A 15,086-nucleotide genomic window follows, 5' to 3' on the forward strand; every position below is an offset into this window, starting at 1 on the left:
TACAAATGCAGGGTAAGGGTATCCGGTAGAGATTGTTCGGTAGTGCGGCCAGCGAACAATCGTTTCAGTAAGGCTGCGAATGCGTTTTGTTGTTGAACCAAAAATAGGCAATTAGACATAAAAGCCAAATATAATTCGGAAAATACTTTTAAATGACATACATAATTCACATTATAATACAATAAACAAAATTAACTATATATAAACTTCAAGATTACCTTACTAAAATGCAACTTACTTCCTAAAGTCTATCGATAAATCAATAGTGACTGTTTTTATAAGCAATGAATATTTAAGATTATTGCAACCTCATCTGAGAACTATTAACCTGACTAATCTATGAAAGACCAACTACTCAAATGGCTTCTGCTGTTTGTTTTGAGCGGTTTTACCGCTTTTCACACCAGGGCCCAGGACCGGACGATTACCGGTAAGGTGACCTCCGCCGAAGATGGCTCGGCCATTCCCGGTGCGAGCGTGGTTGTAAAAGGTACCGCACGGGGTACCAACACCGACGCTACCGGTACCTACCGCATTCAGGCCAGCACGGGGCAGACCCTCACCGTCAGTTTTATTGGGACTCAGTCGCAAAACATTACGGTCGGCAATTCCGACGTGGTGAACGTAATCCTGCGGCAGGAGGCTTCTACGCTCAACGAAGTGGTGGTGACGGCCCTGGGGGTAAAAAAAGAAAAACGTCAGCTTGGTTATGCTGTCACGGAAGTTGCCGGCCAGGACCTGGCCCAAACCCAGCGCGATAACTTCCTGAATGGCCTGCAGGGCCGGGTGGCCGGGGTAAACATCGCCACCACCAGTGGCCAGCCGGGAGCCTCGTCGCAGATCATCATCCGGGGCGTCAACTCGATTAGCGGTAACAACCAGCCTTTGTTTGTAATCGACGGTCTACCCATCGACAACCGCACCGCCCAGAGTGCCAACTTTGTGGCCGAGCGTAACTCCGCTACCTCGTTTGCCAACCGGACGGTCGACTTCAGCAACCGGGCGGCTGATCTGAACCCGAACGACATCGAATCCATCACGATTCTGAAAGGCCCCGAAGCCGCTGCCCTATATGGCGTTGAAGCGGCCAACGGAGCGGTGGTGATTACGACCCGTAAGGGACGCTCCGGCACAGGCCGTATTTCGTACAACAGCAACTTTACGGTTGAGCAGGTAGGCCGCCTGCCGGAGTTGCAGCGGGTATACGGCCAGGGCAACAACGGTGTTTTACAAAGCAATGTGTTCAACTACTTTGGCCCCCGTTACCCGGAGAACACCACGTTCTACGAAAACGCCGAAAACTTTTTCCAGACTGGTACGGGGCAGCGCCATAACCTGGCCTTCGAAGGCGGTACTGAACGGTACACGTACCGACTCTCGGGCAGCTACTCGACCCGGCAGGGGGTAATCCCGACCACAAAGTACGACCGCTTTAACCTGTCGCTGGCCGGAACCGCCAAACTATCCGACAAACTCTCGACCGAGTCGACGCTGCAGTATATCAACACCGACAATATCAAGGTATCGAAAGGAGCCAACAGCTTCCTGCTGGGTATGTTGCAGTGGCCGGCCACCGACAACATGAGCGGTTACCTGGACCCGGCTACGGGCCTGCGCCGGCGGGTAACGGCGGGTAACGAGATTGAGAACCCCTATTTCGACGTAAACAAAAACCAGCTCCGGGATGTGGGCAACCGCATTCTGGCCAACATAGGTCTGACCTACGACGCCACCAACTGGCTGTCGCTGACGGGCCGGGCCGGTATGGACGTTTACTCGACCCAGTACCTGATTAAGTACCACCCGCAGTCGAACCGGGCGCAAAGCTTCGGCGGCAGCCTCGATCAGGCTACCGATAACAACCGGACCATCACCTTGCAGTATTTCGCTACGGCCCGCCAGAAATTTGGTAAACTGAGCACGACGATGCGGCTGGGTGGTGCCCTGTACGATTATAACTATAAGGTATTGTCGAGCCGGGGCGAGAAGTTTCTGGACCCGGAATTTGTGTCCATCAACAATACCGATCCGCTGACGCAGCGGTCGCTGTCGCGGCTGGAGCAGCGCCGGCTGGTAGCGGCTTTTGGTGACGTTACCTTTGACTATAACAACACCTTGTTTCTGACCGTAACGGGCCGCAACGACTGGTCGTCGACCTTCCCGAAAGCCAACCGCTCGTTCTTCTACCCCTCGGCTTCGCTGAGCTTTATCTTCACCGAACTGGCGGGTGATGCCGGTCTGCGCGATGTCCTGAGCTACGGTAAGATCCGGGCGTCGCTGGCGGAAGTAGGTAAAGAAGCGCCCCCATATGCTACCTCTCAGGCCTACGAAAACCAGCCCACCACGGGAGGTGGCTTCGGCTACGGCTTTACGGCCCCGAACCCGTTCCTGAAACCGGAGAAGGTAACGTCGTTTGAAATCGGTACCGAACTGAAGTTCTTCAACAACCGCCTGGGGCTGGATGCTGCCTACTACCGGACCCGCAGCCGCGACCAGATCATCCGCGACCTGCGCATCAGCTACGGGACCGGCTTTATTCTGAAGGTCATCAACGGCGGTGAGCTGTGGAACAACGGGGTCGAATTGTCGCTGAACGCCGAGCCGATCCGGACCAATAACTTTACCTGGAACACGATCCTCAACTTCACCAAAACCAACAGCCGCCTGGTGAGCCTGCCCAACAACCTGCCGGAGTTCTACATGTCGGATACCTGGGTGTACTCCAATATCCGGAACGGTGTTCGTGTGGATGGTCCGCTGACGACGCTGACGGGTAACTCCTACCAGCGCAACAGCCAGGGTCAGATCCTGATCAGCCCGATTACGGGCCTGCCGCTGACCGAAACCAACTGGAACGTGGTGGGCGACCGGAATCCGGATTTCGTGATGGGTCTGAACAACCAGTTCAATTACAAGAACCTCTCGCTGAGCTTCCTGCTCGACTTCCGCAAGGGCGGTGATGTGTACAACGCCACCGAACTGTTCCTGTTTCGCCAGGGTCTGAGCAAACGCACCCTCGACCGCGAAACACCCCGCGTGTTCCAGGGCGTGCTGAAAGACGGACTAGAGAACACCGCCAGTCCGACGGCCAACACCATTCAGGTCATTCCGTATTACAACAACGCGTACTACACCTCGCTTGCGGATGAGAACTTCATTGAGCGTGATGTGAACTGGATGCGGCTGAAAGACGTAACCATCCGTTATGCGCTACCGAACAACCTGCTGACCCGGACGAAGGTCTTCAAAGCGGCCAACCTGTACTTCACCGGTACGGACCTGTTCATGATTACCAACTACTCCGGCGGTGATCCGGGCGTAAATGCCACCACGGCCACCGTGGGCGGTAGCGGAGGCTTCGGCATCGACTACGGCAACCTGCCGCTGCCGCGGACGTATAATGTTGGCATAAACCTGACTCTATAATGAAACAAATCATAGCAACCATCCTTCTCGCCGGGGTTATGCTGACGTTCAGCAGTTGCGAGAAGTACCTCGACATCAACAAAAACCCGAATAATCCGGATCAGGTGGAAGCCGCTTTGCTGCTGGCCCCAATCCAGAACTTTTACGCCCTGGGTATCCAGTTCGACGCCCGCTACATTGGCCGCTACGTTCAGAACTGGCAGTGGTTTGGTGCAGGTGATGCCTGGGACCTCCACGGCTACGTCCCCAACTCCGATGCCGGGGGCGAAATCTGGCGGAACGTGTACTGGAAAGGCGGTCTGAACCTGGAAAACCTGATCGCCGATGCCCGCGCCAACGAAAAGTGGGATTACCTGGGCGTGGGCCTGGCCATGAAAGCCTGGGGCTGGCAGATGCTGACCGATGCCCACGGAGAGATCATCCTGTCGGAAGCCTACGACTCCGACCCCAACAAGAACACCTTCAACTACGACACGCAGGAAAAGGTCTATGCCGAGATTGTCCGGCTGTGCAACGAAGCCATTCAGGCGCTTAACCGCACCGACGGCCGTGTATCGCAGGTGCAGCTCGCCAGGGGCGACGTCATTTACAAAGGCGACCGGCTGAAGTGGAAGCGGTTTGCCTACGGCCTGCTGGCGGTTACCACGCAGCGGCTCGCCAGCAAAAAATCGGCGTACGACCCCAACAAAGTCATTAGCTACGTTGATAGCTCGTTTACCAGCAATGCCGACGATGCCATGCTGACTTTCAACGGTCTGAACACCACCGACGCCAGCTTCTTTGGTCCAATCCGGGGCAACCTGCAGCCGTATGGCCAGTCGGCGTTTATCGTCCGGCTAATGGATGGTACCGTATTCGAGGGGGCCAAAGACCCCCGTATGCCACTGATGCTGCAACCCAGCGGAGACGGTACCTACCGGGGGCTGACGCCGGGCTCAGGGCAGTCGACGGCCGCCAGTGTCCCAACCAACACGCGGGTTGTAAATCCCTGGGGTGGTACCCTGAACGTTACGCCGGCCGCCAACACACCGGGTAAGTATATATTTACCAACACAGGACCGTTCCCGCTGATGACCCACGCACAGTTGCAGTTTATCAAAGCCGAAGCTGCTTTCCTGAAAGGTGACAAGGCTACTGCGCTGGCTGCGTACCGCCGGGGTATCGAATCGCACCTGACATCGCCCCTGTTCGGCACCGGTATTTCGGCCGCCGACCGGACCGCGTATCTGACCAACGAAACCATTATACCGAAGACAGCCGCCGAGCTGACCTTGAACCAGATCATGCTCCAGAAATACATTGCCGAATGGGGATGGGGTTTTCTGGATACCTGGTCGGATCTGCGCCGGTACAATTACAGTTCCGATGTGTATACGTCGTTCCAGTTGCCGCAGAACTATTTCCAGAACAACAACGGCAAGCCGGTACAGCGTCTGCGCCCGCGCTACAACTCCGAGTACGTCTGGAACATCGACGCCCTGAACAAGATCGGCGGTTTGGATATTGATTTTCACACGAAACCGCTGTGGTTTACGCAACCTTAACAACCATGCTCAAGAACTCACTATACGTTCTCTCGGCGGCTGCCCTACTGGTGTTGTCCTGCGAGAAAAATACCGTACCGGTGCAGGATACGCCGGTCACCTCGGGAGCTCGCGTCAAGCTGTTCCATGCGGCACCGGAAGCACCGGGCGTGAACCTGTTCGTCAATGACCAGAAGATCAGCGCCAACACGCCCGTTGGCGCTACGGCTACCAGTCCGGGCACGCCGGCACCAATCGCGTTCGGCGGCACGTTCCCCGGTGCCACCAACGCCAACTACGCCGTGATCGGCACGGCAGCCGGCCAGCAGAAAACGGTAAAGATTTCGGCACCCGCCAGTGGCACGGTTACGTCCGAGACGGTACTGTACAACCAGCCCGTTACGCTGGAAGACAATAAGTATTACACCCTGTTTGTCGCCGGAGCGGGTACGCTGCCGGAGGTGCTGCTGGTGAACGACGATTTCAGCAGCGCCACAGACAACACCCGATACTACGTCCGGTTTATCAACCTGATTCCGGGAGCCAACGAATATGACCTGGCCTTAAGCAACGGGACGGTCATTGTGCCGAAGCTGGCCTATAAAGCCTCGTCGGCCTTTGTACCCGTTGATGGGGCGCTGGCTTCTAACTTCAGCCTCCGGCTGGCCGGTACAACTACGGCAGTGGGCGCGAATTATAACTTCACCGGCAGTACGTCAGGCCGGGTACTTACCATTGTTGCCGTGGGCATACCGGGCCGCACGGGTACGGTGGCTCCGCGCATAACGGGGTATATTAATCGATAAGTTTAGTGGGCGGTTTCCAGTGGGCATCAGGCAGAAAACCAGGTACGGTAGCTGCCCGATGCCCACTGTCTGTATTATTTATCGGCAAAATTTCTGGGGTAGTCTGTCGTATATAAAAAAAGGGATGCAGCCCCCGACCGCTAAACCAATGCTAAATTATCGCTGATGCCAACCGTTCTGCTGACGGGTGCCAACGGATTTCTGGGCAGCCATCTAGCCCGTGAATTATTGAAACGACACTACACGGTGCGGACATTTGTCCGGCCCGGCAGCGACAGCCGTACGCTTATGGGTCTGCCACTCGAATTCGCCGAAGGTGACATCCGTCGGGCAGCCGACGTGGCAGCGGCCGCCCGGCCATGCGACTACATCATCCACGCGGCTGCGCTGGCGCAGATTAACCCGGCCCGGTCACCGGATGTCTGGCACATCAACCTGAACGGCACTGAAAATGTGCTGAGTGCCGCCGACAAAGCGAAGGTGCAGCGGCTGGTGTATGTCGGCACCGCCAATGTATTCGGCTTTGGCTCCCAAAGCCAGCCCGGCAACGAGACCCGGCCGTATGCTGGTTACCAGTATGGGCTCGACTATATGGATAGTAAGCACGCAGCCACCCAATTAGTAGCCAAAAGTACCCTGCAATGGGGTATGCCGGTGGTGTCGGTCCACCCGACCTTTATGCTGGGACCGCTGGATGCCAAGCCTACATCGAACGCCATGTTACTGGAACTGTACCGGGGACGGGTACCGGCGTATACCGGCGGGGGCAAAAACTACGTTCACGTCCGCGATGTAGCGGTAGCTACGGTCAATGCGCTGACGCAAGGCCGCAACGGAGAACATTATATTCTGGGGAATGAGAACTTAAGTTACCGTGAAGCCTTTCAGTTGATGGCAGAGGTGATGCTCATCAGACCACCCCGAATTAGGATTCCCGACTGGCTGGCGCTGCGCTATGGCCGGTTATGTGATCTGAAAACCCAGCTTACCGGCAAACCGGCGCTGGTGAATAGTGCGATGATGAAGGTGGCCATCGACGGGCATTACTTTTCTGTAAATAAGGCCAGACAGGAACTGAGTTTACCGGCTACGCCCATCCGGCTAGCCGTTCAGGAAGCGTTCAACTGGTTTGTGGAGCAGGGCTATTTGGACAAAGTACCCTAAAAAGCCACGTCGGTTCGATAAATATCGGGTAAATTTGCCGCCTGGAGCCTCATTGCCGTACAAAACATTTTCGTTTATAATTTACTTGTTAGCTTAAAACCCTGTATGGAGACCTATTACAATCCGGAAGATCTCAAGAAGTTTGGCAATATTGGTGAGTTCCAGAAAGAACTGGCCGACAAATTTTTCTCGTATTACGGTGCCGTATTTGCCGAAGGAGCCCTGACCGCCCGCGAAAAATCACTGATCGCCTTAGCCGTAGCGCATACCGTGCAGTGTGCGTACTGCATTGATGCGTATACAGTGGATACCATGGAAAAGGGCTGTTCGGAACAGGAAATGATGGAAGCCGTACACGTGGCTGCCGCCATTCGGGGTGGCGCTTCGCTGGTTCACGGCGTTCAGATGATGAACAAAGCAAAAGAGTTGTCGATGTAAATCGTACAACGGGATACAATTCCGTTCTACTTGGAAACGGAATGCAATCGCTCCGACGATCCGATCCGTTGTACAGACGTTTTATGAAAAGTCTCAAAGCTTCCGGCCACCAACTGGCCGATACTGCGGTTCAGCTGGAACTGCTGCACGAAGAGGTCGCCGGCAAATTGCGGCTCCCTCTCTTTCAGGAAAAAATGAATGCCGCCGGCCTCTTTCCGCTGCACCCGACGGGTATTGACATCTTTCAGGTCAACGTGGGCAAGATGTGCAACCAGACCTGCCGGCATTGCCATGTCGATGCCGGCCCGGACCGCAAAGAGATTATGACCCGCGAAACCATGCAGCAGTGTCTGGATGCCCTGGACCGGACAGATATCCCTACGGTGGACCTGACGGGTGGTGCGCCGGAAATGAACCCCAACTTCCGGTGGTTTGTCGAAGAAATTCATAAGCGGGGCCGGAAAGTAATGGTGCGCTGTAACCTGACCATTATTGTGGCTAACCCGAAGTACCATGATCTGCCGGAGTTCTATCGCGACCACCAGGTTGAGGTGGTTAGCTCGCTGCCGTTTTACAATGCCGACAAAACCGACCGGCAGCGTGGAAAGGGCGTCTTTGAAGATTCTATTAAGGCCATGAAAATGCTCAACACCGTCGGTTACGGTCAGGAAGGTACCGGCCTTCTATTGAATCTGGTGTACAATCCCAACGGAGCCTTTCTGCCAGGGTCGCAGGAGGGTTTGAAGCGCCAGTTTAAGCGGGTGCTGAAAGACGAGTTTGGGGTAGTCTTCAACGACCTCTATGCTATCACCAATATGCCCGTGAGCCGTTATCTGGATTTTCTGATCGCGACCGGCAACTACCACGGGTATATGGAAAAGCTCATCAACGCCTTCAACCCGGCTGCGGCCGCCGGCGTGATGTGCCGCAATACCATCTCCGTGGGCTGGGACGGTCAGTTGTACGACTGTGACTTCAACCAGATGCTCGATTTGACGGTAGAAGGCCCGGTCCGCCACGTCAGAAACTTTAATGTTGATCTGCTGAATCGGCGGAATATCGTGCTGAATGAACACTGCTACGGCTGCACCGCCGGAGCCGGTTCCAGTTGTGGAGGCACAACGGCTTAAGCAGGCCCAAAGGCTTACTTATTAGTACTTATTCCAATTACTTTGCGGCAATGACACCGGAAAAAGGACTTGACCGGATAGAGCCATTAGTGGCCGAAATATCTGCCCAATTGGATCGGGTGATTCTGTTACAGTTCCGGCTTATATTTTATGCCTGAGACATAGTGCAGCCACAGTACCCGCGAAATCCGAAAGTTGATCGGCGTCAGCAGCACCAGTAAAGGCGCAATAACGGCTACGTATACCCAGCCCTCGGGATCGTTGAAGCCGTAAAACAGGATAAAGCCCATCACCAGCGCAATTCCCCCCGATAGGGCGTAACTCACAAACATGGCCCCCCAGAAATAACCCGGCTCAATTTCATAGCGGAAATTGCAGTGCGGACAGTGTTCGTACATATCCGCAAAACGGGACGGGTTCAACGCTGAATGGCTGAAAATTTTGCCCTGTCGGCACCGGGGGCAGAGACCATTAAAAACAGCTTCGGATTTTGATACGGCTGGCATTACGAAATGGATAGAAAGCGGATCTAGCTCTGCAAAGTAACCAAATATCAAGTTCCGATGTTAGTTTATCCGTCAAATTGCTCTTGTATGGATGGTTGCAGAGCCGGTTTATATACTTTCCAGAAAAAAGAAGCCGCGGCAACAGGATGGCCGCGGCTTCTTAATTTAAACATGAGCTGGCGGCTGTTCAGGCATTTTCCTCCTGAATCAGGCCCTTGATCTGCTCTGCCATCTCGGGCGTTACGGTAACCTGGTGCACCGAGGAGGCATGAGCCGCAGCCTGTTGCAGTATTTCATTTTCGGATTCGGCGCGCACGACCGCTTCACAATCAAATCCAATGTCTCTGCAGTGTAATACTTTCATGGGGCTCTGGCGTTTTTTGGTCTTGCGTTAAAGTACCTATTTAATTGACAGATAATGCACAACTGGCCAACTAGTTACTAAACGGTCGGTACGGCCGACGCCTATTCGGTTGGACGTGCGTTAACTACCTCACCAGGCTTCTTCCTGATCCAAATCACCCCGCCACCTGACTTCCCTCATAGGGTACCCCTGCCAATAGTCGGAACTTTGATGTGCTAAAGTTGACGACGATGCAAATAATCTTCTTAATGATCGGTATAAGCATGACGCTGGCCCTCGGGTTTCTGGGAGCCTTTTTCTGGTCGATGCGTCATGGTCAGAACGACGACCTCTACACGCCTTCGATCCGTGTGCTGCTGGATGACAATGAGTTAACTGCTACTTCAAACGATAAAACTGCTTAATTCTTCAAAACTGTATGAACGTTTCTCTCGAACAAACTCCACTCGCTGCGCCCGAACGCAGAAAGCCGGTTACGGGCCAGCCCGTTGTGGAGCGCTTTGAGTACGACAACCTGATTGTCCGCAACTTCGGCGTCGCTACCATCATCTGGGGTGTCGTCGGCATGCTGGTCGGTGTCCTCATTGCCTCACAGCTCTTTTCGCCGGCCATGAACCTGGGCAATCAGTACACCACCTTCGGCCGGATTCGCCCGCTGCATACCAACGCGGTGATCTTCGCTTTTGTGGGTAATGCCATTTTTATGGGCGTGTATTACTCGCTGCAGCGGCTCTGCAAGGCACGAATGTTCAGCGACCTGCTGAGCAAGATTCACTTCTGGGGCTGGCAGCTGATCATCGTGGCGGCCGCCCTGACGCTGCCCCTGGGTATGACTACCTCCAAGGAGTACGCTGAACTGGAGTGGCCGATTGACATTGCCATTACCCTGATCTGGGTGGTCTTTGGTATCAACATGTTCGGTACCATCATCAAGCGCCGGGAGCGTCACCTGTACGTGGCCATCTGGTTTTACATCGCGACGTTTATCACCGTTGCTGTGCTGCACGTGGTAAACTCGATGGAAATGCCGGTTAGCTTCCTGAAAAGCTACTCCATGTACGCTGGTGTGCAGGATGCCCTGGTGCAGTGGTGGTACGGTCACAATGCCGTGGCATTTTTCCTGACGACACCGTTCCTAGGTCTGATGTATTACTTCCTGCCCAAAATGGCGAACCGTCCGGTATACTCCTATAAACTCTCGATTCTGCACTTCTGGGCGCTGATATTCATCTACATCTGGGCCGGTCCGCACCACCTGTTGTACAGCTCACTGCCCGACTGGGCGCAATCGCTGGGTGTCGTGTTCTCGATCATGCTGATTGCGCCGTCGTGGGGTGGTATGCTGAACGGTCTGCTGACGCTGCGCGGTGCCTGGGATAAAGTGCGGGAAGATACGATTCTGAAGTTCATGGTGGTAGGCGTTACTGCCTACGGTATGGCCACTTTCGAAGGCCCGATGCTGTCGCTGAAGAACGTAAACGCCATCGCGCACTTTACTGACTGGGTCGTATCACACGTACACGTCGGTGCCCTGGGCTGGAACGGCTTCCTGACCTTCGCCGTGCTATACTGGCTGATCCCGAGAATGTACCGCACACCCCTGTACTCGAAGAAGTTGCTGAGCACACACTTCTGGTTAGGTACCCTGGGTATCGTGTTCTATGCCGTGCCGATGTATATCTCCGGCTTTGCGCAGGGTATGATGTGGAAAGAATTCACCCCGGAAGGCGTCCTGAAGTACCCGAACTTCCTGGAGACGACCATGCAGATCATCCCGATGCACATGATGCGGGCGTTTGGTGGTGTGCTTTACCTGGCCGGTGCCATTCTGATGGCCTACAACCTGTTTAAGACGATGGCCGCCGGCACGCTGGTTGCCAACGAGCCCGCTGAAGCACCGGCGCTGGAGAAAGAGTACGTGGCTACCGGTCATGATACCTACTGGCACCGCTGGTTTGAGCGCAAGCCTATCCCGCTGCTGATCGGTTCGCTGGTGATGATTCTGATCGGTTCGCTGATCGAGTTGATCCCGACCTTCATGGTTGAGTCCAACGTACCGACTATTGCCACGGTAATGCCGTACACCGCCCTGGAAGTAGAAGGCCGCGACCTGTACATCCGCGAGGGTTGCGTCAACTGCCACAGCCAGCTGGTACGGCCGTTCCGCAGCGAAACCGAGCGCTACGGTGAATACTCGAAAGCCGGTGAGTTCGTCTACGACCACCCGTTCCTGTGGGGCTCCAAGCGGACCGGACCGGATCTGCACCGCGAAGGTGGCAAGTACCCGGACTCCTGGCACTACCACCACATGCGCGACCCGAACGCTATGTCACCGGGCTCCATCATGCCGGCTTACCCCTGGCTGATCGACCAGAAGCTTGACGTAACAGATACGCAGGCTAAACTGAAAGCTTTGAGATCAGTAGGGGTACCCTACAGCGATATGGAGATTGCCTACGCCGATGCCGACATGGACAAGCAGGCGCAGAACATCACCGACCGGCTGGGCAAAGACGGCATCAAAGTCGAAAAAGACCGCGAGATCGTCGCCCTCATCGCCTACCTGCAACGCATCGGAACGGATATCAAAAAGCTGGAGACAGCGCAGAAATAAAATAGTTTCAGGTTTCAGGTTCGGCTCTCAGTCAAACTCGGAACCTGAAACCTGAAACAATAAACTAAGATGTTCAAGCAATTCATCACCAAAATACCCGGAGCAGACGTCTACATGGTAACGTCGTTCCTGACATTCCTGGCCTTCTTTGTCTTGGTAGGACTTTACCTGGCCCTGGTCGACCGGAACTACATCAAACACATTAGCCAGCTACCGCTGGACGACTCAAACGATTAATCTTTTTGCAGCTTATAGCCATGAATCTGCCCTTGTTACAAACTATTCTGCTCAGCGCACCCGGTTCCGACCACCTGTTTGGTGAGGTTAAAACGGTAGAGGATGTGTTCCTGGCCGCGGTCGTCGGTATCATCATCCTGGTCTGTGCGCTGGTCCTGGTTCAGGTTATTCACCTGTACCTGACCGTTCGTGAGCTTAACCAGCCGGCCGAGTCTGCCCAGGCTGTGGTAGCCAGGCCGAAGAAGACTTTCTGGCAATACTTCACCGGCCTGGTGCCCATAAGCCAGGAGAAAGAACTGGTGATGGAGCATAGCTACGACGGCATTCAGGAACTCGACAATCCGACTCCGCCCTGGTTTATGTCGCTTTTCTACGGTACCATCGCTATTGGTGTGGTCTACCTGATCTACTACCATGTTATTGATACCGACAGCCTGCAAATTGCGGAGTACACCCAGGAGGTAGCCATCGCCGAAAAGCAGCGCGAAGAATACATTAAGAAGGTAGCCGGCAACATCAACGAAAATACGGTGACGATGGTGGCCGATGCCAAAGGCCTGGAATCCGGTAAAACGCTCTATACCCAGTATTGTGTAGCCTGCCACGGCGAACAGGCCGAAGGAAAAGTTGGCCCGAACCTGACCGATGAGTACTGGCTGCATGGTGGTGACATCAAAGCCGTATTCCACTCCATCACCGAAGGGATACCCGACAAAGGGATGATCTCGTGGAAAAACCAGCTCAACCCGCTGCAAATCCAGCAGATCTCCAGCTTTGTGCTGTCACTGAAAGGCACCAACCCCGCTAACGCCAAAGAACCGCAGGGAACCAAGGCAGGTGAGGAAGTAGCAGCCCGATAAAACAACATAGTACCTGAAATACCCACTCGACGTACCCGATTAAATAAAGGAAATCATGCAACCAAACGTTGCCTCTTATAAAGACACTTTCCGTGACCACCTGTCAAATGCCAGGGATAATGGTGATCGGAAGTGGCTGCACCCACGGGTCATCAAAGGTCCACTGCACCGCTGGCGGACCGTGGTGGCCTGGGTGCTGCTGACGGCCCTGTTTACCGGACCTTTCCTGAGCTACGACGGCCACCCGCTGTTTCTGTTCAATGTCCTGGAGCGGCAGTTCATCGTCTTCGGAGTCACGTTCTGGCCGCAGGATTTCCACCTGGTGGCCATTGGGCTCATTACCTTCATTGTCTTCATCATCCTTTTTACGGTGGTGTACGGACGGGTATGGTGCGGCTGGGCCTGCCCCCAGACGATCTTTATGGAAATGGTATTCCGGAAGATCGAGATTTGGATCGAAGGCGATCACAACGCCCGGAAACGGCTCGATGCGGCTCCGTGGACAACGGATAAAGTCCTGAAGAAAACGGCCAAGCATACCATCTTCTTCCTGATCGCGTTCGTCATCAGCAACACGTTTCTGGCCTATATCATCGGCAAAGATGCCCTGCTGGAAATCGTCACCGACAACCCGGCCAACCACCTCGGTGGCCTGGCATCGATCCTGATTTTCACCGGCGCATTTTACGTCGTGTTTGCCAAATTGAGGGAGATTGTCTGCATCACCATTTGCCCCTACGGTCGTCTGCAGGGGGTGCTGCTGGACAAAAACTCGATCGTGGTCGCCTACGATGATGTGCGGGGTGAACCTCGCGGAAAGATCAAAAAGAACGAATCGCCGATTCAACTGAAAGGAGACTGCATCGACTGCGCCCTGTGTGTCCACGTCTGCCCGACGGGTATCGACATCCGTAACGGTACCCAACTGGAGTGTATCAACTGTACGGCCTGCATTGATGCCTGCGACAGTGTGATGGACAAAGTAGGGCGGCCGCGCGGCCTCATCCGGTATGACTCGCTGGCGGGTATTCAGGAGAAGAAGCCCCTGCGATTTACCGCCCGGATCAAAGCCTATAGCGCTGTACTGGTTGCGTTGATTGGGGTACTGGTCTTTTTGCTGGTCAGCCGCTCCGACGTGGAGACGACGTTGCTGCGGGCACCGGGGCAACTTTACCAGCGCGAAGCCAACGGCATGGTTTCTAACCTGTATACGATTGAAGTGGTGAATAAGACCTACCGGTCTATGCCGGTACGGTTCCGGCTCAGCCGGCCCGACGCCACCATCCGGATGGTACAGCCACTGACAGCCGTACCGGCCAGCGATATGGCCAAAGGCGTGTTCTTTATTCTGCTGCCGGAAAAGAGTATCCAGGAAAGCAGCACAAAGTTAGAGCTGGAAGTAATTTCCGGCGATAAAGTTATTGAACGGTCAACAACTACATTTTTAGGACCCGTAAATTAGCCTCCCCCTTTCTCGTGAGCGAGGAGATTACATGAAAAACCTGCCATTTAGCGCGGGGTGAGGCACAACTACAACATACTCATGAACTGGGGAAAAGCCATCACGTTAACCTTCATTCTGTTTGCCGGATTCATCGGCGGAATGGTCACTTTAATGAGTCGTCAGCAGATAGACCTGGTCCGAGACGACTATTATCAGGACGAAATTCAGTACCAGCGTCAGATAGATAGGGTCAGTAACACGGCCCGCCTTAAAACACCAGTCACTATGGTTTACCAACCGGAGCAACAGCAGGTCGCTTTTGTTCTCCCGGATACCATGCGTAAGGGAGAGATTACCTTCTACCGGCCTTCAGACCGCCGGCAGGACTTCCGTGTCTCCATCAGCCCTAACCGGACTACCCGACAGGTTGTATCCACCGCCCGGCTATCGAAAGGTCGCTGGCGCGTGCAGCTTAACTGGACCGACGGCCGGAGCGAGTATTATGCCGAACAGGAAGTCTACATTCAGTAATAACCGACAGCGGGCGGCCCTCGATCGCCAGGGTGCCAGCAAG

14 protein-coding genes are annotated in these 15,086 nt (G+C 54.6%); 12 read left to right on the top strand and 2 right to left on the bottom strand.

The annotated features are described in order from the left end of the window. Window positions 1-339: 339 nt before the first annotated feature. The 6 genes from ABD949_RS07495 (at window position 340) to arsS (ending at window position 8,487) form a co-directional block, all read left to right on the top strand. The gene (locus tag ABD949_RS07495) at window positions 340-3,426 is read left to right on the top strand and encodes a SusC/RagA family TonB-linked outer membrane protein (protein WP_345242132.1); all 3,087 of its coding nucleotides are present in this window, start codon (window positions 340-342) and stop codon (window positions 3,424-3,426) included. Then, window positions 3,426-4,970: a SusD/RagB family nutrient-binding outer membrane lipoprotein gene (locus ABD949_RS07500; protein WP_345242134.1), complete on the top strand. Its 1,545-nt coding sequence runs from the start codon at window positions 3,426-3,428 to the stop codon at window positions 4,968-4,970. The genes ABD949_RS07495 and ABD949_RS07500 overlap by 1 nt, the downstream gene beginning before the upstream one ends. 5 nt (window positions 4,971-4,975) lie before the next feature. Continuing rightward, the gene (locus tag ABD949_RS07505) at window positions 4,976-5,755 is read left to right on the top strand and encodes a DUF4397 domain-containing protein (RefSeq protein ID WP_345242136.1); all 780 of its coding nucleotides are present in this window, start codon (window positions 4,976-4,978) and stop codon (window positions 5,753-5,755) included. A 165-nt stretch (window positions 5,756-5,920) separates the two neighbouring features. Next, the gene (locus ABD949_RS07510; RefSeq protein WP_345242138.1) at window positions 5,921-6,919 is read left to right on the top strand and encodes an NAD-dependent epimerase/dehydratase family protein; all 999 of its coding nucleotides are present in this window, start codon (window positions 5,921-5,923) and stop codon (window positions 6,917-6,919) included. 105 nt (window positions 6,920-7,024) lie between these two features. Then, entirely contained in the window at window positions 7,025-7,357 is a 333-nt protein-coding gene (locus ABD949_RS07515; RefSeq protein ID WP_345242140.1) for an arsenosugar biosynthesis-associated peroxidase-like protein, read from the top strand. An 83-nt stretch (window positions 7,358-7,440) separates the two neighbouring features. Further along, window positions 7,441-8,487: an arsenosugar biosynthesis radical SAM (seleno)protein ArsS gene (arsS, locus tag ABD949_RS07520; RefSeq protein WP_345242142.1), complete on the top strand. Its 1,047-nt coding sequence runs from the start codon at window positions 7,441-7,443 to the stop codon at window positions 8,485-8,487. 128 nt (window positions 8,488-8,615) lie between these two features. On the opposite strand, the gene ABD949_RS07525 is transcribed toward arsS, so the two are convergent. Further along, on the bottom strand, window positions 8,616-8,885 hold the full coding sequence (locus tag ABD949_RS07525; RefSeq protein ID WP_345242144.1) for a DUF983 domain-containing protein: 270 nt from the start codon (window positions 8,883-8,885) through the stop codon (window positions 8,616-8,618). Between the two features lie 295 nt (window positions 8,886-9,180). Then, on the bottom strand, window positions 9,181-9,357 hold the full coding sequence (locus tag ABD949_RS07530) for a DUF1059 domain-containing protein (protein ID WP_345242146.1): 177 nt from the start codon (window positions 9,355-9,357) through the stop codon (window positions 9,181-9,183). A 230-nt stretch (window positions 9,358-9,587) separates the two neighbouring features. Here ABD949_RS07530 and ccoS point away from each other — a divergent pair, with 230 nt between their 5' ends. The 6 genes from ccoS to ABD949_RS07560 all read left to right on the top strand — a co-directional run bounded on the left by ccoS (window position 9,588) and on the right by ABD949_RS07560 (window position 15,043). Next, entirely contained in the window at window positions 9,588-9,761 is a 174-nt protein-coding gene (gene ccoS, locus ABD949_RS07535) for a cbb3-type cytochrome oxidase assembly protein CcoS (RefSeq protein WP_345242147.1), read from the top strand. 14 nt (window positions 9,762-9,775) lie between these two features. Beyond that, entirely contained in the window at window positions 9,776-11,971 is a 2,196-nt protein-coding gene (gene ccoN, locus ABD949_RS07540) for a cytochrome-c oxidase, cbb3-type subunit I (protein ID WP_345242148.1), read from the top strand. Window positions 11,972-12,040: 69 nt separating this feature from the next. Then, entirely contained in the window at window positions 12,041-12,208 is a 168-nt protein-coding gene (locus ABD949_RS07545; RefSeq protein WP_345242149.1) for a hypothetical protein, read from the top strand. A gap of 20 nt (window positions 12,209-12,228) precedes the next feature. Beyond that, window positions 12,229-13,068 (top strand): cbb3-type cytochrome c oxidase N-terminal domain-containing protein, encoded by an 840-nt coding sequence (locus ABD949_RS07550; protein WP_345242151.1) that lies wholly within the window; start codon window positions 12,229-12,231, stop codon window positions 13,066-13,068. 55 nt (window positions 13,069-13,123) lie between these two features. Beyond that, window positions 13,124-14,530 (top strand): cytochrome c oxidase accessory protein CcoG, encoded by a 1,407-nt coding sequence (gene ccoG, locus ABD949_RS07555; RefSeq protein WP_345242153.1) that lies wholly within the window; start codon window positions 13,124-13,126, stop codon window positions 14,528-14,530. A gap of 81 nt (window positions 14,531-14,611) precedes the next feature. Then, the gene (locus tag ABD949_RS07560; RefSeq protein ID WP_345242155.1) at window positions 14,612-15,043 is read left to right on the top strand and encodes a FixH family protein; all 432 of its coding nucleotides are present in this window, start codon (window positions 14,612-14,614) and stop codon (window positions 15,041-15,043) included. Window positions 15,044-15,086: the final 43 nt, after the last annotated feature.

This window comes from Nibrella saemangeumensis, assembly GCF_039541915.1.
In the GTDB taxonomy this organism is placed as follows: Bacteria; Bacteroidota; Bacteroidia; order Cytophagales; family Spirosomataceae; genus Nibrella; species Nibrella saemangeumensis.